18 protein-coding genes are annotated in these 17,707 nt (G+C 65.5%); 3 read left to right on the top strand and 15 right to left on the bottom strand.

Annotation, left to right across the window (positions count from 1 at the left end):
- Nucleotides 1-303: 303 nt before the first annotated feature.
- The gene (locus CFB45_RS12135) at nucleotides 304-1,047 is read left to right on the top strand and encodes a glycine zipper 2TM domain-containing protein (RefSeq protein WP_089425755.1); all 744 of its coding nucleotides are present in this window, start codon (nucleotides 304-306) and stop codon (nucleotides 1,045-1,047) included.
- Nucleotides 1,048-1,176: 129 nt separating this feature from the next.
- Here the strand turns inward: CFB45_RS12135 and iscX are convergent, their stop codons facing one another.
- The 12 genes from iscX to CFB45_RS12195 all read right to left on the bottom strand — a co-directional run bounded on the left by iscX (nucleotide 1,177) and on the right by CFB45_RS12195 (nucleotide 10,300).
- Entirely contained in the window at nucleotides 1,177-1,386 is a 210-nt protein-coding gene (gene iscX / locus CFB45_RS12140; protein ID WP_069621826.1) for a Fe-S cluster assembly protein IscX, read from the bottom strand.
- 19 nt (nucleotides 1,387-1,405) lie between these two features.
- Nucleotides 1,406-1,747, bottom strand: a complete 342-nt coding sequence (gene fdx / locus CFB45_RS12145; RefSeq protein ID WP_011352558.1) for an ISC system 2Fe-2S type ferredoxin — start codon at nucleotides 1,745-1,747, stop codon at nucleotides 1,406-1,408.
- A gap of 88 nt (nucleotides 1,748-1,835) precedes the next feature.
- Nucleotides 1,836-3,704: a Fe-S protein assembly chaperone HscA gene (gene hscA / locus CFB45_RS12150; protein WP_089425756.1), complete on the bottom strand. Its 1,869-nt coding sequence runs from the start codon at nucleotides 3,702-3,704 to the stop codon at nucleotides 1,836-1,838.
- 54 nt (nucleotides 3,705-3,758) lie between these two features.
- The gene (gene hscB / locus CFB45_RS12155) at nucleotides 3,759-4,286 is read right to left on the bottom strand and encodes a Fe-S protein assembly co-chaperone HscB (protein ID WP_042973645.1); all 528 of its coding nucleotides are present in this window, start codon (nucleotides 4,284-4,286) and stop codon (nucleotides 3,759-3,761) included.
- Between the two features lie 97 nt (nucleotides 4,287-4,383).
- Nucleotides 4,384-4,707 carry an iron-sulfur cluster assembly protein IscA gene (gene iscA / locus CFB45_RS12160; RefSeq protein WP_012492710.1) on the bottom strand — a complete coding sequence of 108 codons (324 nt, stop codon included), beginning with the start codon at nucleotides 4,705-4,707 and terminating at the stop codon, nucleotides 4,384-4,386.
- A 64-nt stretch (nucleotides 4,708-4,771) separates the two neighbouring features.
- The gene (iscU, locus tag CFB45_RS12165) at nucleotides 4,772-5,179 is read right to left on the bottom strand and encodes a Fe-S cluster assembly scaffold IscU (protein WP_089425757.1); all 408 of its coding nucleotides are present in this window, start codon (nucleotides 5,177-5,179) and stop codon (nucleotides 4,772-4,774) included.
- Between the two features lie 68 nt (nucleotides 5,180-5,247).
- Nucleotides 5,248-6,471 carry an IscS subfamily cysteine desulfurase gene (locus CFB45_RS12170; RefSeq protein WP_089425758.1) on the bottom strand — a complete coding sequence of 408 codons (1,224 nt, stop codon included), beginning with the start codon at nucleotides 6,469-6,471 and terminating at the stop codon, nucleotides 5,248-5,250.
- Between the two features lie 64 nt (nucleotides 6,472-6,535).
- Nucleotides 6,536-7,075, bottom strand: coding sequence for a Fe-S cluster assembly transcriptional regulator IscR (gene iscR, locus CFB45_RS12175; RefSeq protein ID WP_009691731.1), 540 nt, complete (start codon nucleotides 7,073-7,075; stop codon nucleotides 6,536-6,538).
- 114 nt (nucleotides 7,076-7,189) lie between these two features.
- The gene (locus CFB45_RS12180) at nucleotides 7,190-7,672 is read right to left on the bottom strand and encodes a low molecular weight protein-tyrosine-phosphatase (RefSeq protein WP_089425759.1); all 483 of its coding nucleotides are present in this window, start codon (nucleotides 7,670-7,672) and stop codon (nucleotides 7,190-7,192) included.
- A gap of 101 nt (nucleotides 7,673-7,773) precedes the next feature.
- Nucleotides 7,774-8,001 (bottom strand): hypothetical protein, encoded by a 228-nt coding sequence (locus tag CFB45_RS12185; RefSeq protein WP_089425760.1) that lies wholly within the window; start codon nucleotides 7,999-8,001, stop codon nucleotides 7,774-7,776.
- A gap of 129 nt (nucleotides 8,002-8,130) precedes the next feature.
- Nucleotides 8,131-9,543 (bottom strand): lactate utilization protein B, encoded by a 1,413-nt coding sequence (locus CFB45_RS12190; protein WP_089425761.1) that lies wholly within the window; start codon nucleotides 9,541-9,543, stop codon nucleotides 8,131-8,133.
- Between the two features lie 34 nt (nucleotides 9,544-9,577).
- Nucleotides 9,578-10,300 (bottom strand): (Fe-S)-binding protein, encoded by a 723-nt coding sequence (locus CFB45_RS12195; RefSeq protein WP_089425762.1) that lies wholly within the window; start codon nucleotides 10,298-10,300, stop codon nucleotides 9,578-9,580.
- A 183-nt stretch (nucleotides 10,301-10,483) separates the two neighbouring features.
- Between CFB45_RS12195 and CFB45_RS12200 the strand changes: the two genes are divergently transcribed.
- Nucleotides 10,484-11,293: an IclR family transcriptional regulator gene (locus CFB45_RS12200; protein WP_034183553.1), complete on the top strand. Its 810-nt coding sequence runs from the start codon at nucleotides 10,484-10,486 to the stop codon at nucleotides 11,291-11,293.
- A gap of 90 nt (nucleotides 11,294-11,383) precedes the next feature.
- Here CFB45_RS12200 and pbpG read toward each other — a convergent pair whose 3' ends face one another.
- Nucleotides 11,384-12,550, bottom strand: a complete 1,167-nt coding sequence (gene pbpG / locus CFB45_RS12205) for a D-alanyl-D-alanine endopeptidase (protein ID WP_089425763.1) — start codon at nucleotides 12,548-12,550, stop codon at nucleotides 11,384-11,386.
- 654 nt (nucleotides 12,551-13,204) lie between these two features.
- Here pbpG and CFB45_RS12210 point away from each other — a divergent pair.
- Nucleotides 13,205-13,771 carry a phasin family protein gene (locus tag CFB45_RS12210; protein WP_039364780.1) on the top strand — a complete coding sequence of 189 codons (567 nt, stop codon included), beginning with the start codon at nucleotides 13,205-13,207 and terminating at the stop codon, nucleotides 13,769-13,771.
- A 202-nt stretch (nucleotides 13,772-13,973) separates the two neighbouring features.
- Here the strand turns inward: CFB45_RS12210 and lpdA are convergent, their stop codons facing one another.
- On the bottom strand, nucleotides 13,974-15,740 hold the full coding sequence (gene lpdA, locus CFB45_RS12215; RefSeq protein ID WP_059233710.1) for a dihydrolipoyl dehydrogenase: 1,767 nt from the start codon (nucleotides 15,738-15,740) through the stop codon (nucleotides 13,974-13,976).
- 281 nt (nucleotides 15,741-16,021) lie between these two features.
- Nucleotides 16,022-17,662: a dihydrolipoyllysine-residue acetyltransferase gene (gene aceF / locus CFB45_RS12220; protein ID WP_089425764.1), complete on the bottom strand. Its 1,641-nt coding sequence runs from the start codon at nucleotides 17,660-17,662 to the stop codon at nucleotides 16,022-16,024.
- Between the last annotated feature and the right edge of the window lie 45 nt (nucleotides 17,663-17,707).

Raw genomic sequence — 17,707 nt, forward strand, 5'->3', positions numbered from 1 at the left:
CAGCTTTGTAACGACGCGTAAATCCCGCCAGCCGGCGTCCGCCGGCTTTCGATCCTCCCCCGTTTTATCCCCTCGTCGCGACGGCCTTTTCCGGGTTTTCCCTGTCATGGCTGCCGATGCTCCGCTGCAATTCGTTACACCTTGATACGGCGCGCCGCTGGGCCGTGGACGACACTCCTGTTGCGTCACCACGCATGACCACGGGACCAGAACGAGGCGCCGGAACGCCGAGTCTGCTCGCTCCCGAGCGTGGGATCCTGCTCCGGCGCAGCGCGCCGATCCGGATCGACATTGGAGAACAAAATGGACAACCAGAATCAGACCACGCCGCAAAAGCAACGCCTCCACCCGCTGATCGCCACCGCGGCCGGCGCCGTCATCGTCGCCAGCCTCGCGGCGACGGCAGCGATCACGGGCGTCTTCCCGAAAGCCACCAGCAGCAACGAACAGAACGGCCAGACCCAGGCCGCGCTGATCGCGTCGCAGCCGGCCGTCGATACAGCCGCTGCCGCCAGCGCCGCGCTGGCCGCGCAGGCCCAGCAGCAGGCGGCCGAACAGGCCGCCGCGCAGCAAAAGGCTGCCGAGCAGAAGGCCGCCGTCGCGCAGGCTGAACCGAAGCCCGCGCCGCGTCCGGCTGCGCCGCATCGCCGTCACACCACGGCACCGCAGCCGCCGCAATACGCACAGCAGCCGTCAGCACCCGCGCAGTCGTACTGCCAGAGCTGCGGCACGGTCGTCGCGATCACGCAGACGCGCACGCCGGGCCAGAGCTCGGGGATCGGCGCCGTGGGTGGCGCAGCAGCCGGCGGCCTGCTCGGCAACCAGTTCGGCAACGGCAACGGCCGCACGGCGATGACGATCATCGGCGCACTCGGCGGCGGTCTCGCCGGCAACCAGGTCGAGAAGCAGGTGCGCGCGGAAACCGACTACCAGGTGCAAGTGCAGATGGAAAGCGGCGCGACGCGCACGTTCACGTACCGCAACCCGCCGCCGTTCGGCCAGGGCCAGCGCGTGCGGATCCAGAACGGCACGCTGGTCGGCGCGTGATCGCATGACTCCCCTGCCCGCGCAACGTGCGCGGGCAAGCGGCCTGAAAACGAAAACGGCTCGTGAGCAATCGCTCACGAGCCGTTTTTTCATTGACCGCCGTCTGCGCCGTTGCGGCGCACGCGGGGCTCAGTCTTCGTCGTCGAAGTCCGATTCGTCGATCCAGTGGGCCTGGATCGCTTCGAGGATCTTCTCGCCGGAGTGCGCCGGATCGTCGTTGAAGCCGTCGAGCTCGAGCACCCATTGGCGCAGGTCGACGAAGTTGATCCGCTGCGGGTCGATGTCCGGGTGCTTGTCCGCCAGCGCAATGGCAATTTCACGCGAATCGGTCCATTTCATCGCCTGCCTCCGGTTCCTGTCAGTGGTTTTCCTTCGCGTGGTTGATCGAGTACTTCGGAATCTCGACCACCAGGTCCGAATCTTCCTTCACGATCGCCTGACACGACAGGCGCGACGTCGGCTCGAGGCCCCACGCCTTGTCCAGCAGATCGTCCTCGTCCTCCTCGGACGGCGTCAGATCGTTGAAGCCTTCGCGGATCACCACGTGGCACGTCGTGCACGCGCACGACTTCTCGCATGCATGCTCGATCTCGATCCCGTGTTCGAGCAGGTTGTCGCAGATACTCTTGCCGGGCGTCGCGTCGATCACCGCGCCATCCGGGCACAGTTCGACGTGAGGCAGCACCACCAGTTGAGGCATGTCCGTTCCGTCAGTCAGGGTGCGGCGCCAGGCGCCGCACGGTTCATTGTCGCGCGGGCCGTTGCCGGCCGATGCGCAGTTCGTGAGTTCAGATCTCGTCGAGCCGGCGGCCCGACAGCGCGCGCTTGATGCTCTTGTCCATCCGGCGCGCCGCGAATTCGTCGGTGCCGTCGGCCAGCGCCTTGGTCGCCGCTTCGATCGCGTTCGTATCGTCGCCTTGCGCGACCGCGCGCAGCGCCGCGGCCAGCGTGTCGACTTGCGCGCGCTCGTCCGCGTCGAGCAGTTCGCCGTCGGCCGCCAGCGCGGCCTGCGTCGCCTCGAGCATCCGCTCGGCCTCGACTTGCGCTTCGCGCAGCGCGCGGGCGCGCATGTCGATCTCGGCGGTCTTGAAGCTGTCCTCGAGCATCTTCGCGATGTCGTCGTCGGCAAGACCGTACGACGGCTTCACGACGACCGACGCCTCGACGCCCGACAACTGCTCGCGGGCGAACACCGACAGCAGGCCGTCCGCGTCGACCTGGTAGGTCACGCGAATGCGCGCGGCGCCGGCCGTCATCGGCGGAATGCCGCGCAGCTCGAAGCGCGCGAGCGACCGGCAGTCGGCGACGAGCTCGCGCTCGCCCTGCACGACGTGGATCGCCATCGCGGTCTGGCCGTCCTTGAAGGTCGTGAATTCCTGCGCCCGCGCGATCGGAATCGTCGAGTTGCGCGGAATGATCTTCTCGACGAGGCCGCCCATCGTCTCGACACCGAGCGACAGCGGAATCACGTCGAGCAGCAGCCAGTCGTCGCCGGTGCCGCGATTGCCTGCGAGCAGGTCGGCCTGGATCGCCGCGCCGAGCGCGACGACCTGATCCGGATCGAGGTTCACGAGCGGCGGCTGGCCGAAGTACTTCGCGACCGCGTCGCGAATCACCGGCATGCGCGTCGCGCCGCCGACGAGCACGACACCCTTGATGTCGGCCGGCGTCACCTGCGCGTCGCGCAGCGCCTTGCGGGTCGGCGTGAGCGTGCGCTGCACGAGCGGCTCGACGAGCGACGCGAACGTGTCGTGGGAGATCGTCTGCACGAGGTGCGCGCCACCCGACAGCGTGACATCGAGCGACGCCTCCGGTGCGGACGACAGCGCTTCCTTCAGCACGCGCACACGGTCGAGCAGCAGGCGCACGTCCTCGGGCGCGAGCGTCTTCGCGTCGATGCCGGCTTGCGCGAGCACGTGATCGAACAGCGCATGGTCGAAATCGTCGCCGCCGAGTGCGGAATCACCGCCCGCGGCCAGCACTTCGAACACGCCCTTCGTCAGCTTCAGGATCGACAGGTCGAACGTGCCGCCGCCGAGGTCATACACCGCGTAGAGGCCTTCCGCCCCGTTGTCGAGACCATAGGCGATCGCCGCGGCGGTCGGTTCGTTCAGCAGGCGCAGCACGTTGAGGCCCGCGAGGCGCGCGGCATCCTTGGTCGCCTGGCGTTGCGCTTCGTCGAAATACGCGGGCACCGTGATCACCGCGCCAACCAGGTCATCGCCAAGCGAATCTTCCGCGCGATAACGCAGCGTCGCGAGAATCTCGGCCGACACTTCGACCGGGCTCTTCACGCCGTCGATGGTACGGATCTGCACCATGCCCGGCGCATCGACGAATTCGTACGGCGCGTTCGCCGCGCCTTCGACCTCGGCCTTGCCGCGGCCCATGAAGCGCTTGACCGACACGATCGTGTTGCGCGGATCGGTGGCGGCCTGCTCTTTCGCCTCGTGGCCGATGCGTCGGCCGCCCTTCTCGAGATAGCGGACCACCGACGGCAGCAGCACCCGGCCCGTTTCGTCCGGCAGGACTTCAGGCACGCTGTTGCGCACGGCCGCGACGAGCGAATTCGTCGTGCCGAGATCGATCCCGACGGCGAGTCGCCGCTGATGCGGCGCCGGCGCCATGCCCGGTTCGGAAATTTGCAGTAAAGCCATCTTGGTTCGTTCGGGCGCTCGGCCCGTTTGCTGCGCGTGCCGCAAGGCACGCGGTTAAGTTTCGAGGCGCTCGATCTGCGCGCCCACTTCCGACGCGACCCGTTCGATGAACATCAGCTGGCGCACCGCCTCGGCGGCCGCCTGATCGGCGCCGCTGTCGAGCAACGTGCCAAGGCGCTCCACCCGCACGCGCCGCTCTTCGCGCAACTCGGCGAGCAGCGCGTCGAGCGCGTCGACGTTGCGGGCGGCCGCGGCATCCTCGATGCCCTCGCGCCACTCCATCTGCTGCATCAGGAACGCGGGCTCCATCGCGGTATTGTTTTCCGCGCCGATGTCGACACCGCGCAGCGACAGCAGATACGACGCGCGCTTCAGCGGATCGCGCAGCGTGCGATACGCCTCGTTCGCGCGGGTGGCCCATTGCATCGCGATGCGCTTCTGCGCGTCGCCGGCCGCCGCGAAGCGGTCCGGGTGCACCTGCGTCTGCACCGTTCGATAGGCGGCGTCGAGCGCCGTCTCGTCGAGCGCGAATTGCGCCGGCAGGTGAAACAGGTCGAAGTGGCTGTCTTTCAGCGAGACCATCGTCGCGTTCAATTCCGGTTCGTCGCGCGGCAAACGCCGCACATTAAAAAGGCGGCCCGTGCCGCCTCTTGCCCGCATCGCGCGGAGACCCGCGTGGTCACACGCGGAACGATTCGCCGCAGCCGCACTCGTCCTTCACGTTCGGGTTGTTGAACTTGAACCCTTCGTTCAGGCCTTCGCGTGCGAAGTCGAGCTCGGTGCCGTCGATGTAGGCCAGGCTCTTCGGATCGACGATCACCTTCACGCCATGGCTCTCGAACACCTGATCCTCGGGAGCGAGCTCGTCGACATACTCGAGCTTGTACGCGAGCCCCGAGCACCCGGTCGTGCGAACGCCGAGCCGCAGGCCCATGCCCTTGCCGCGACGGACGAGGTATTTCTGGACGTGCTGTGCTGCTTTTTCGGTCAGTGTAATTGCCATGATGTCCTTGCCGCGGCGCGCCACCAGGGCCCGCCGCGTTCCTTCTGAAGCCGCTCGATGCCGCTCAGGCTGCTGCCTGATCGCCTGCCGTGGTGTCGTGACGCTTCTTGTAGTCGGCCACGGCTGCCTTGATCGCGTCTTCCGCGAGGATCGAGCAGTGAATCTTCACCGGCGGCAGCGCGAGTTCTTCCGCGATCTGCGTGTTCTTGATCGACAGTGCTTCGTCGAGCGTCTTGCCCTTCACCCATTCGGTGACGAGCGAGCTCGATGCGATCGCCGAACCGCAACCGTAGGTCTTGAACTTCGCGTCTTCGATCACGCCGTCCGCGCCGACGCGGATCTGCAGCTTCATCACGTCGCCGCAGGCCGGCGCGCCGACCATGCCCGTGCCGACCGTGTCGTCGTCCTTCGCGAACGAACCGACGTTGCGCGGGTTTTCGTAGTGATCCAGAACCTTGTTGCTGTAAGACATGACTCAGACTCCTTGACTCGTTACGTCTGCGTGCGCGAATCCGCCCGCGGGTATGTTCAATCCGGCGCTCAGTGTGCGGCCCATTCGATCGTCGACAGATCGATGCCTTCCTGGTGCATTTCCCAGAGCGGCGAGAGTTCGCGCAGCTTCGCGATCTTGCTGTTCAGCAGGTTGACCACGAAGTCGACTTCCTGCTCCGTCGTGAAGCGGCCGACCGTGAAGCGGATCGAGCTGTGGGCCAGCTCGTCGTTGCGGCCGAGCGCACGCAGCACGTACGACGGCTCCAGCGACGCCGACGTGCATGCGGAGCCCGACGACACCGCGACGTCCTTGATCGCCATGATCAGCGACTCGCCTTCGACGAAGTTGAAACTGATGTTGAGGTTGTGCGGGACACGGCGCTCCATGTCGCCGTTCACGTACGTTTCCTCGATTTGCGACAGGCCGCGCAGCAGCTTGTCGCGCAGCATGCGGATGCGCTCGTTTTCCGTCGCCATTTCTTCACGTGCGATACGGAACGCTTCGCCCATGCCGACGATCTGGTGCGTCGCCAGCGTGCCCGAACGCATGCCGCGCTCGTGGCCGCCACCGTGCATCTGCGCTTCGATGCGCACACGCGGCTTGCGACGCACGTACAGCGCACCGATGCCCTTCGGGCCGTAGGTCTTGTGTGCCGAGAACGACATCAGGTCGACCTTCAGCTTCGCGAGGTCGATCGCGACCTTGCCGGTCGACTGTGCGGCGTCGACGTGGAACACGATGCCCTTCTCGCGGCAGATCTCACCGATCGTCTCGATGTCCTGGATCACGCCGATCTCGTTGTTCACGTGCATCACCGACACGAGGATCGTGTCCGGGCGCAGTGCGGCCTTGAACACGTCGAGGTCGATCAGGCCGTCATCCTTCACGTCGAGGTAGGTGACTTCGAAACCGTCGCGCTCGAGCTCGCGGCAGGTGTCGAGCACGGCCTTGTGCTCGGTCTTCACCGTGATGATGTGCTTGCCCTTGCCCTTGTAGAAGTTCGCGGCACCCTTGATCGCGAGGTTGTCCGATTCCGTTGCGCCGGACGTCCAGATGATCTCGCGCGGATCCGCGTTCACGAGCGCGGCCACGTTCTCGCGCGCTTCCTCGACCGCACGCTCCGCGTCCCAGCCATACGCGTGGCTGCGCGACGCCGGGTTGCCGAACTGCTCGCGCAGGTACGGCACCATCTTGTCGACCACGCGCGGGTCGACCGGCGTCGTCGCGCTGTAATCCATATAGATGGGCAGGTGGAGAGTGTCTTGGGTCATCTGTCGCTCCGGGAATTCTGTGCAGGGACTATGTGCGTTATGGGGTATGGCGGCGCCTTCGCGCTCACGAACTCGCGATGTTGAACACCGAATTGGGGCCGAGCGGCATCGTGCGAACCGGCTCGGCCGGCGCCGCAACGGGCTCCGGCGTGCGCCGGTCGCGCAGCACCGCAGGTGCGCCCTCGCGAGCGCGCTGCTGATCGACGAGATCCTGCAGCGACACCGAATCGAGGTATTCGACCATCTTCTGGTTCAGCGTCGACCACAGCTCGTGCGTCATGCAATGGCCGTCGGGCTGCTTCGAGCCGTCGCACGTGCCTTTGCCGCCGCACTGCGTGGCGTCGAGCGGTTCATCGACCGCGATGATGATGTCGGCAACGGTGACGTCCTGCGCGCGACGCGCGAGGTTGTAGCCGCCGCCCGGGCCGCGCACGGATTCGACGATTTCATGCCTGCGCAGCTTGCCGAACAGCTGTTCGAGATACGAGAGCGAAATCCGCTGGCGCTGGCTGATGCCTGCAAGCGTCACCGGGCCCTGCTCCTGGCGCAGTGCCAAGTCAATCATCGCCGTGACGGCGAAACGGCCTTTGGTGGTGAGTCTCATGGTGTCTAGGGGACTGCAATCTTGACGATTTTGGTCAAGTATAAATATTTGACGTTTTTAGTCAAGTATCCATGTCTTTGAAAGGGTATTCGCAGATCGCTGAAAACCGCGCGATCAGCGCTCCGTACGGGCCCTGAGCGTCTCCAGCAGGCCCGCGCACGCGCGCTCGACCTGATCGAGCACCTGCTCGAAGCCCTGCGTACCGCCGAAATAGGGGTCGGCTACCTCGGTCTCGGCCGAATCCGGCGCGAATTCCATCAGCAGGCGCACCTTGTCGCGATGCTGCGGCGGGCAGCGGCGGCGCAGCTTCGCGAGATTCGCCTCGTCCATCGCGAGCAACAGGTCGAAGCGCTCGAAATCCGCCGCGCTCACCTGTCGTGCGCGCAGCGCCGACAGGTCGTAGCCGCGGCCGCGAGCGGCAGCCTGCGCACGCGTATCCGGCGGCTCGCCGACATGCCAGTCGCCGGTACCGGCCGAATCGATCGCGATCCGGTCCGCCAGCGCGGCCGCGTCGACCTGGTGACGCATCACGCCTTCCGCGGTGGGCGAACGGCAGATGTTGCCGAGACAGACGAAACAGATCGAAACGCGGGTCATCGCACTATGGGAAAGCCGCGGCGAGCCGCGTGGGAGAACAGCCCGCCATTATACAAAGGCGGCCGAAATCGCGCCGCCGCGCAAAGCGACGGCGCCATGCCTTACAGCGCCTTCGGCACGGCGAGCACGACGTCGCCGGACGCCGCCGGCAGCGGCTTCGCCGCATCGTCGACCAGCCCGAACGACACCGCACGCGCCAGCTCGGCGGATGCCTGGTGAACGGCGAGCGGGCCACGCGACGGCGCCTCGGCCATCGCATGCAGATAGGCAGCCGCGGCCAGCGGAACGACGATTGCCAGCGGCCAGTACATCGATATTGTCTTTTTCATGATGCGGACCTCCTTGACCTCGTACCCCGAAACCCAATTCCGGGGACTACAGACAGGATTCTATAGACCGCATCTATCGAGATAAATATACAAATAGCGAACGCACTGTTGTCGCCCGATGAACAGTCGTCAGCCGAGGTGGCTTTGCGACGCCGCGTACAGCTCGCGGAACGTGCGCCCGGTCGGCGTCGGCATGTCGCGTGTGTCCATCCAGCCGCCCATCATCGGCAGGCGCCGCAGCGTGCCGCCGTTGCCGCCCAGCCGCTCGAGGATGCGCACAGCGACCTTGGTCGTCAGCGCGTACAGCATCGGCCGGCGCGCGAAGAAACCCCATGCGGCGAGCGCCGCCCGCTCGCGCCACGGCCGCAGGTGTCGCTCGACCTGCTTCTCGCGCAGCGTGCGCAACAGGTGCGACAACGGAATCCCGGCCGGGCACACGCTGTCGCATTCCCCGCAAAGTGTCGCGGCCTGCGGCAGGTCGAGTGAGCGATCGAGCCCGACGTAGCTCGGCGTCAGTACGGACCCCATCGGCCCCGGGTAGACCCAGCCGTACGCGTGGCCGCCGACCTTCTGGTACACCGGGCAATGGTTCATGCATGCACCGCAACGGATGCAGCGCAGCATCTCCTGGAATTCGCCGCCGATCAGCCCCGTGCGGCCGCCGTCGACGAGCACCACGTAGTTGTGCTCGGGGCCGTCCTCGTCGCCCGGCCCGCGCGGCCCGGTCAGCAGCGAGAAATAGTTCGACGTCTTCTGCCCGGTCGCGGAGCGCGGCAGCAGGCGCATCGCGGTCGCGAGATCCTCGAGCGTCGGCAGCACCTTCTCGATGCCCGTCACCGCCACATGCACGCGCGGCATTACCGTGCACATGCCTTCGTTCCCTTCGTTCGTCACGATCGCGACCGAACCGGTCTCGGCGATCACGAAGTTGCCGCCCGTCACGCCCATGTCGGCCGACATGAAATGCGGACGCAGCACCTCGCGCGCCTCGCGCGTCATGTCCGGAATCTCGGTGAGCCGCTCGCGATGGTGCGTGCGCGCGAACAGGTCGGCGATCTCGTCCTTGTCCTTGTGCACGACGGGCGCGATGATGTGGCTCGGCGGCTCGTTGTCGTTGATCTGCAGGATGTATTCGCCGAGATCCGTCTCGATCGACTGCACGCCCATTTCCGCGAGCACCGCGTTCAGGCGCATTTCCTCCGACACCATCGACTTGGTCTTGATGACCTTCTTCACGTCGTGACGGCGCGCGATGTCGGCCACGAGCCGCGCGGCATCCTCGGTCGTTTCGGCGAACAGCACCGTCGTGCCGCGCCGCGTCGCCTCGCGCTCGAACGCCGCGAGCCACACGTCGAGGTTCTCCAGCGCGCGGTTGCGGCGATCCTTCAGCGCGGCGCGTGTGGCCGGGAAGTCGATCGCGGTCATCGCGTCGGCGCGCGCGGACACGAACTTCGTCGACAGCTTCTTCAGGTTCTGCTGCAGGCGCTGGTCGGCCAGCTTCTGGCCGGCGCGCGCCTTGAAATGCATCGATTGGACTTGCATCGCGGTATCGGGGAAAAGTGAGCGGAACCGGGCGTCAGACGTCGCCCGCCAGCACCTGCGCGACGTGCAGCACGCGCGTGTCGCGGTCGCCGGTGCGGCGCAACCGCCCTTCGATGTTCAGCATGCAGCCGAGATCGCCGAGCACGACGGCGCCCGTGCCGGACGCCCGCACGTTCGCGCACTTCTCGTCCGCAATGGCCGCCGAAATGTCGCCGTACTTGACCGCGAACGTGCCGCCGAAGCCGCAGCAGTGCTCGCAGTCCTTCATTTCGGTGACCGCGATGCCGCGCTGCGCGAGCAGCGCGCGCGGCTGCGCCTTCACGCCGAGTTCGCGCAGGCCCGAACACGAATCGTGATAGGTGACGGGCCCCGTGAATTCGCCCGGCGCGAGCGACACCTTCGCGACGTTCGCCAGGAAGTCGGTCAGTTCATACACTTTCTGCTGGAACCGCGTGTAGCGCCCCATCAGTTCGGGGTCGTCGCGGAACAGGTCGCCATAGTGCGCGCGGATCATCCCGCCGCATGAACCCGACGGCGCGACGACGTAATCGAACTGCTCGAACTCGCACAGCGTCTTTTCCGCGAGATCACGCGCGAGCGCACGGTCGCCCGAGTTGTAGGCCGGCTGGCCGCAGCAAGTCTGCGCGGGCGGCACGATCACCTCGTAGCCGGCGTCGCGAATCAGCTTGAGCGCCGAAAAACCGATTTCGGGGCGCATCAGATCGACCAGGCAGGTCACGAACAAACCGACTCGCATACGTGCTCCTTCGAGAAAACGGCTCTCATTATCCGCCGTTTGGCCAGCAAGACCAACGCCGGCGCTCACGCAAGCCCGCACGGCGCGAAACGAGGATTTCCTCGAACGGCGTTCGCTTTTTTCACAATACGAGATACAATCGTTCCAACACCGCTTGACGCGTCAACCGATTTCTCCCCCGACATGAGCCAACCCACCCCGGATTCAAAAACGTCGATCCAGGTGATCGAACGCATGATGCGGCTGCTGGACGCGCTCGCCGCGCACAGCGACCCCGTCAGCCTGAAGGAGCTTGCGCAGCGGACGGAGCTGCACCCGTCGACTGCGCACCGTATCCTCAACGACATGGTGACCTGCCGTCTCGTCGACCGCTCCGATCCCGGCACGTACCGCCTCGGCATGCGGCTGCTGGAGCTCGGCAACCTCGTGAAGGCGCGCCTGTCGGTACGCGACGCGGCGCTGATGCCGATGCGCGAACTGCACCGCCTCACCGGGCAGACCGTGAACCTGTCGGTGCGCCAGGGCGACGAGATCGTCTACATCGAGCGTGCGTATTCGGAGCGCTCAGGGATGCAGGTCGTCCGCGCAATCGGTGGCCGCGCGCCGCTGCACCTCACGTCGGTCGGCAAGCTGTTCCTCGCGGCCGACGAAACGTCACGCGTGCGCGCGTATGCGACGCGCACGGGGCTGTCCGGCCATACGCAGAACAGCATCACCGACATCGCGAAGCTCGAGCGCGAGCTGACGATCGTGCGCCAGCAATCGTGCGCGCGCGACAACGAGGAGCTGGAGCTCGGCGTGCGCTGCATCGCGGCCGGCATCTACGACGATTCGGGCAAGCTCGTCGCGGGCCTGTCGCTGTCGGCGCCGGCCGATCGCCTCCAGGATGCGTGGCTCGGCCAGTTGAGCCGCACGGCCCTAACCATTTCGGAATCGCTCGGCTACCGGCCGGCGCCCGCGAAGGATGCGGACGGGCTGCAGCGGCAGGCGTAAGCCGCTCCCGCGCCCAATGAAAAAGCCCCGCGATTGCGGGGCTTTTTTTCAGCCATCGGCGCGGCGGCGAACCGCCACGCCATCGTGCGATCAGGTCCCGCCGTTCGGCGTGTTGGCCGCCGTCAGGCGCTCGCCGCCGCCGGCATCGAGCCAGTTGCGCAGGCGCGCCGCATCGGCGAAGCGCGAATACTTGCCGAACGAATCGAGCAGCACCATCACCATCGGCTTGCCGTGGATCGTCGCCTGCATCACGAGGCACTCGCCCGCTTCGTTGATGAAACCCGTCTTCTGCAGACCGATGTCCCACGAGCCATTGCCGCGAATCAGCGCGTTCGTGCTGTTGTAGACCAGGTTGCGCTTGCCCGTGTACACCTCGTAGGTGCGATCGGTCGAGAACTGACGAATCATCGGGTACTGGTACGCCGCGTTGACCATCTTCACGAGATCGCGCGCGCTCGACACGTTCGAGCTCGACAGACCCGTCGAATTCTCGAAGTGCGTGTCGGTCATGCCGAGCGACTTCGCCTTCGCGTTCATCGCGGCGATAAACGCCGGACGGCCGCCCGGGTAGTAACGCGACAGCGCGGCGGCCGCGCGGTTTTCCGACGCCATCAGCGCGATGTGCAGCATGTCTTCACGCGACAGCACCGAGCCGACCGACAGGCGCGAGCCCGTGCCCTTCTCGTAGTCGCGGTCTTCGTCCGTGACTTCGAGCTGGTCGGTCATCGGCGTCTTCGAGTCGAGCACGACCATCGCCGTCATCAGCTTCGAGATCGACGCGATCGGCACGACGGCGTGCGAATTCTTGTCGAACAACGGCTCGCCCGAGTTCTGGTCGACGACGTACGCGACGCTCGAACGCAGCGCGAGCGCGTCCGGCGTGTCGTGCAGGCCGAACGCCTGGCCGACGGTCGGCCGGCGCGGCTGGAACGCGACCTTGCGGACCGCGCCGTGATGGCCGCCATGCACGTTCGACGCGAGCGTCACGCGCTTGCGCGACGCCTTCGCGCGCGGCGCGTCGGCGGCCGCGACCTTCGCGGATTTGTCGGAGCTGGCCTTGGCCGACTTCTTCTTCGCGGACGAAGCAGGAGCGACAGCCTTTTTCTTGGCGGCTTGTTGGGTCTTCGCAGTGGCGGCAAAGGCGTCAGCAGGCGCGACGGACGCAGTGGTCGCCAGCAAGGCGACTGCGACCGACACAGCCGTGCCGAGCGTCATGCTCTGCAACAATCTGCGCGGTGAAAACGATTCGGCTTTCATTGGGGTCTGGACAAAGCGGGCGGGAGGTTTCCGCAAGTGTAGTTAAAGCTGAAAAAAAGAGCAATATTAGGCACTTACCGATCGTCGTTAAACCGGAATGTAAGGGTCGGCCAACCTCTGACCAATGAACCCTCCCGCTCCCATCGAAAAAATCCATGGGATGCGCTGCCCGACAGTACCCGTCTCCCGATTGCACACGGTTAATTGAGATAACGTCACTTCGGAGGCGATTTAAAGCGGGGAAACTACGTATCCGGCGCTCGGGGTGCCAGGGGCGCCGGTCTCGGCCGTGGCGGCGGCACGTCGCCACGGGACGCGCATCGAAACGGCGCATTTTTCGACAGGAACAGAAGGATAACGTTCCACGGGCCTGTCAGGTTTACCTGTGCATGATCATGGTGCGCCGCGCCTGCCCCTCAGCCGTGCGCACCATCTGGGATCGCGGCATGAAACCGATTCCGAACAGGCACGATAACTCGTTGTTTTATCGATAATTTGTCACGATTGTGCAACGCACAAAAAATACTTGACATTGGTTTTCTCTGCCCTAAAATAAGCCTCATTGCTGCGTTGCACAAAGCACGCGCATCCGAGGTTCCCCAGCGTAGTGCCCTTTACCCTGCGATCGACGCGATCGCTTTTCAGGAGCTTGACATGTCCTTGCTGACCCCCGAGCAAATCGCCGCCGCCCAGAAAGCCAACCTCGAAAGCCTGTTCGGTCTGACGACCAAGGCGTTCGAAGGCGTCGAAAAGCTGATCGAACTCAACCTGCAGGTCGTGAAGTCGACGCTGGCCGAAGGCCAGGAAAACGCACAGCGCCTGCTGTCGGTGAAGGACGCACAGGAACTGATCGCGCTGCAAGCCAGCCTGTCGCAGCCGGTCGCGGAAAAGGTGCTGTCGTACGGCCGTCACCTGTATGAAATCGCATCGTCGACGCAAGCCGAGTTCGCGAAGGTTGCTGAAGCGCAATTCGAAGAGCAGAACAAGAAGGTCCAGGCACTCGTCGACAACGTCGCGAAGAACGCCCCGGCTGGTTCGGAAACGGCTGTCGCTGCACTGAAGTCGGCACTGAACGCTGCGAACACCACGTACGAAACGGTTCAGAAGGCCACGAAGCAAGCCGTCGAAATCGCTGAAACGAACTTCAACGCTGCTGCTGCCGTCGCAACGAAGGCTGCTACCGCCGCTGCTGCACGTCGTACGAGCAAGCCGGCCGCGTAAGCGTCCCCTGCTCCTGAAAGAGCCGCGCCCAGCGCGGCTTTTTCGTTTCTGGCGCCGGAACATGCTGGAACCGGCACGTTGCCGACCATTCTCGAACGTTCGTTTGAGCATCGGCCGCGCATAAAAGAAAACGCCGCCGCCCGGATCACCCGGGAGGCGGCGTTTTTTCACGGCCGGCACACTGCCGGCCGAGCCGGCCGCGTTACTTCTTGCGTTGCGGCGGCAGGTCGGTACAAACGCCTTCGTACAGCTCGGCGGCCATGCCGACCGATTCGCCGAGCGTCGGGTGCGGATGGATCGTCTTGCCGATGTCTTCCGCGTCCGCGCCCATCTCGACGGCGAGGCACACTTCGCTGATCAGGTCGCCCGCGTTCAGGCCGACGATGGCACCACCGATCACGCGATGGGTTTCCTCGTCGAAGATCAGCTTCGTGAAGCCTTCGTCGCGGCCGTTCGCGATCGCGCGGCCCGATGCGGCCCACGGGAACACGGCCTTGCCGTACTTGATGCCTTCGGCCTTGCACTGGTCTTCCGTCTTGCCGGCCCACGCCACTTCCGGATCGGTGTACGCCACCGACGGGATCTGCAGTGCGTCGAAGTACGCCTTCTCGCCGTGTGCGGCTTCCGCTGCGACGTGGCCTTCATGCACGGCCTTGTGCGCGAGCATCGGCTGGCCGACGATATCGCCGATCGCGAAGATGTGCGGGACGTTCGTGCGCATTTGCTTGTCGACGTCGATGAAGCCGCGATCCGTGACCGCGACACCTGCCTTGTCGGCGCCGATCTTCTTGCCGTTCGGGCTGCGGCCCACCGCGACGAGCACGAGGTCGTAGCGCTGCGCTTCCGCCGGGGCCTTCTCGCCCTCGAACTTCACGTAGATGCCGTCTTCCTTCGCTTCCGCGCCGACCGTCTTGGTCTTCAGCATCACGTTGCCGAAGCGCTTCGCGTTGTACTTTTCCCAGACCTTCACCAGATCGCGGTCCGCGCCCATCATCAGGCCGTCCATCATTTCGACGACGTCGATCTCGGCGCCGAGCGTCGAGTAGACCGTGGCCATTTCGAGGCCGATGATGCCGCCGCCGATCACGAGCATGCGCTTCGGCAGCTGGCGCAGTTCGAGTGCGCCGGTCGAATCGACGACGCGCGGGTCTTCCGGCATGAACGGCAGCTTCACGGCCTGCGAGCCCGCGGCGATGATGGCCTGCTTGAACTTCACGACCTTCTTGCCGTTTTCGCCCTGCACTTCCATGTGGAACGGATCGACGAATGCGCCGACGCCCGTGACCACTTCGACCTTGCGTGCCTTTGCCATGCCGGCGAGGCCCGTCGTCAGCTTCTTGACGACGCCGCCCTTGAAGTCGCGCAGCTTGTCGAGATCGACTTCCGGCTTGCCGAACGTGATGCCGTGCGACGCGAGCGCCGCGGCTTCCTCGACGACGAGCGACGTATGCAGCAGCGCCTTCGACGGGATGCAGCCCACGTTCAGGCACACGCCGCCGAGCGTCGAGTAGCGTTCGACGAGCACCGTCTTCATGCCGAGGTCGGCGGCGCGGAACGCGGCCGAGTAGCCGCCGGGGCCGGCGCCGAGCACGAGCATGTCGCATTCGATGTCGGCTGCACCGGCGTAGCTGCCGGCTTGCGGCGCGGGTGCCGGAGCGGCGGCGGCCGGTGCCGGCGCAGCAGCTGCGGGCTTGGCCGCTTCGGGTGCTTTTGCGGGTGCGGCGGCGCCAGCCGATGCTTCGACGATGGCGATCACGGTGCCTTGCGAGACTTTCTCGCCGGCCTTGACCTTGATTTCCTTGACGGTGCCGGCGACGTCGCTGGGCACCTCCATGGAGGCTTTATCGGATTCGAGCGTGATGAGCGTCTGCTCTTTTTCGATCACGTCGCCGGGTTTGACGTTGACTTCGATGACATCGACGCCGCTGAAATCGCCGATATCCGGAACCTTGACTTCGATGAGACTCATTACTGTCCCCTTCTTGATTAGCTGCAGACAGAGGGGGGAGAAACCCGCAAAAGAACCCAAGACTACGGCCTGACAAGAGAACGCGAACCTGGGCAGGACCACCTTTGCCGTCCGCCCAAGGACGCGCCTTTCTTTTGGTTACTTTTCTTTGGAAGACAAAGAAAAGTGACCGCCGCCCCGCGCAGGGGCGACGCTAATAGACCGTTAGCAAAACAGGTTCAACGACAGGGCGTGGATAACCAACAAGAACCCCACGCCCCCGCGAGCCCCCCCCCCGCTCATCAAAGAATGATGCGACGGAAATCGGCGAGCAACGCACCGAGATACGCATTGAACCGCGCGGCTTCGGCGCCATCGATCACACGATGGTCATACGACAGCGACAGCGGCAGCGTAAGCCGCGGCACGAACTGCTTGCCGTCCCACACCGGCTTCATCTGGCCGCGCGACAACCCGAGGATCGCCACTTCCGGCGCGTTGATGATCGGCGTGAAGTTGGTGCCGCCGATCCCGCCGAGCGACGAGATCGAGAAGCAACCGCCTTGCATCTGGTCCGGCTTCAGCTTGCCGTCGCGTGCGGCCTTCGACAGCTCGGCCATTTCCTTCGCGATGTCGACGAGCCCCTTCTTGTCCGCATCGCGGATCACCGGCACGACGAGACCGTTCGGCGTATCGGCGGCGAAACCGATGTGGTAGTACTGCTTGAACACCAGGTTGTCGCCGTCGAGGCTCGCGTTGAACGTCGGGAATTTCTTCAGCGCGGCGACGACCGCCTTGATCACGAACGCGAGCATCGTGAACTTCACGCCCGCCTTCTCGTGCTCCTTGTTCAGCTGCACGCGCAGTGCTTCGAGCTCGGTGATGTCCGCTTCGTCGTTGTTCGTGACGTGCGGGATCATCACCCAGTTGCGATGCAGGTTCGCGCCCGAGATCTTCTTGATGCGCGACAGCGGCTTCGCTTCGAACGGGCCGAACTTCGAGAAGTCGACCTTCGGCCACGGCAGCAGGTTCAGCTCGCCGCCGCCTGCCGGCGCGGCTGCCGCGGCCGGTGCTGCGCGCTGGCCGGTCATCACGCCCTTCACGAAGCCCGTGACGTCTTCCTTCGTAATGCGGCCCTTCGGACCCGAGCCCTGCACGCGTGCAACTTCGACGCCGAGCTCACGTGCGAACTTGCGCACCGACGGCGACGCGTGGCTCGCGCGGTATTCGCCCGACGCGGCGGCCGGCGCCGGCGCAGCAGCAGCCGGTGCCGGGGCGGCCTTCGCCGGTGCGGCGGCAGGTGCCGGCGCCGGAGCGGCAGCGGCCGGAGCCGGTGCGCTCGCCTGCGGTGCGGCAGCCGCTGCGCCTGCGGCTTCGAGCAGCACGATCAGCGTGCCTTCCGACACCGAATCGCCCACCTTCACCTTGATCTCTTTCACGACGCCTGCGGCCGGGCTCGGCACGTCCATCGTCGCCTTGTCCGACTCGAGCGTGACGAGCGACTGCTCCTTCTCGACCGTGTCGCCGACCTTCACGCCGATCTCGATCACCGGCACGTCCTTGTAGTCGCCGATGTCGGGGACCTTCACTTCGAGCGTGCCGCCGGCAGCTGCCGGTGCGGCCGCCGGTGCTGCAGCAGCCGGCGCTGCCGCCGGAGCCGGAGCAGCAGCGGGCGCTGCCGCGCCGTTCGCCTGCGCCGCGGCGCCGCCTTCGAGCAGGATGATCAGCGAGCCTTCCGACACGGAATCGCCCACCTTGACCTTGATTTCCTTCACGACGCCGCCGACCGGGCTCGGCACGTCCATCGTCGCCTTGTCCGACTCGAGCGTGACGAGCGACTGCTCCGGTTCGACGGTATCGCCGACCTTCACGCCGATCTCGATCACCGGCACGTCCTTGTAATCGCCGATATCCGGCACCTTCACTTCGATCGCTTGACTCATCTGTTTCTGTCTCCATGGCCGCGCGCGCCCCTCGAGGAAGCGGCG

The sequence above is a fragment of the Burkholderia sp. HI2500 genome, from assembly GCF_002223055.1.
Classification (GTDB): Bacteria; Pseudomonadota; Gammaproteobacteria; order Burkholderiales; family Burkholderiaceae; genus Burkholderia.

Coding starts and splice junctions, on each gene's coding strand:
- CFB45_RS12190 (WP_089425761.1), bottom strand. CDS start 9,543: ATGCAAGTCCAATCGATGCATTTCAAGGCGCGCGCCGGCCAGAAGCTG.
- aceF (WP_089425764.1), bottom strand. CDS start 17,662: ATGAGTCAAGCGATCGAAGTGAAGGTGCCGGATATCGGCGATTACAAG.
- iscA (WP_012492710.1), bottom strand. CDS start 4,707: ATGGCAATTACACTGACCGAAAAAGCAGCACAGCACGTCCAGAAATAC.
- iscX (WP_069621826.1), bottom strand. CDS start 1,386: ATGAAATGGACCGATTCGCGTGAAATTGCCATTGCGCTGGCGGACAAG.
- hscA (WP_089425756.1), bottom strand. CDS start 3,704: ATGGCTTTACTGCAAATTTCCGAACCGGGCATGGCGCCGGCGCCGCAT.
- CFB45_RS12135 (WP_089425755.1), top strand. CDS start 304: ATGGACAACCAGAATCAGACCACGCCGCAAAAGCAACGCCTCCACCCG.
- CFB45_RS12200 (WP_034183553.1), top strand. CDS start 10,484: ATGAGCCAACCCACCCCGGATTCAAAAACGTCGATCCAGGTGATCGAA.
- CFB45_RS12195 (WP_089425762.1), bottom strand. CDS start 10,300: ATGCGAGTCGGTTTGTTCGTGACCTGCCTGGTCGATCTGATGCGCCCC.
- hscB (WP_042973645.1), bottom strand. CDS start 4,286: ATGGTCTCGCTGAAAGACAGCCACTTCGACCTGTTTCACCTGCCGGCG.
- pbpG (WP_089425763.1), bottom strand. CDS start 12,550: ATGAAAGCCGAATCGTTTTCACCGCGCAGATTGTTGCAGAGCATGACG.
- CFB45_RS12170 (WP_089425758.1), bottom strand. CDS start 6,471: ATGACCCAAGACACTCTCCACCTGCCCATCTATATGGATTACAGCGCG.
- fdx (WP_011352558.1), bottom strand. CDS start 1,747: ATGCCTCAACTGGTGGTGCTGCCTCACGTCGAACTGTGCCCGGATGGC.
- iscR (WP_009691731.1), bottom strand. CDS start 7,075: ATGAGACTCACCACCAAAGGCCGTTTCGCCGTCACGGCGATGATTGAC.
- iscU (WP_089425757.1), bottom strand. CDS start 5,179: ATGTCTTACAGCAACAAGGTTCTGGATCACTACGAAAACCCGCGCAAC.
- CFB45_RS12180 (WP_089425759.1), bottom strand. CDS start 7,672: ATGACCCGCGTTTCGATCTGTTTCGTCTGTCTCGGCAACATCTGCCGT.
- CFB45_RS12210 (WP_039364780.1), top strand. CDS start 13,205: ATGTCCTTGCTGACCCCCGAGCAAATCGCCGCCGCCCAGAAAGCCAAC.
- lpdA (WP_059233710.1), bottom strand. CDS start 15,740: ATGAGTCTCATCGAAGTCAAGGTTCCGGATATCGGCGATTTCAGCGGC.
- CFB45_RS12185 (WP_089425760.1), bottom strand. CDS start 8,001: ATGAAAAAGACAATATCGATGTACTGGCCGCTGGCAATCGTCGTTCCG.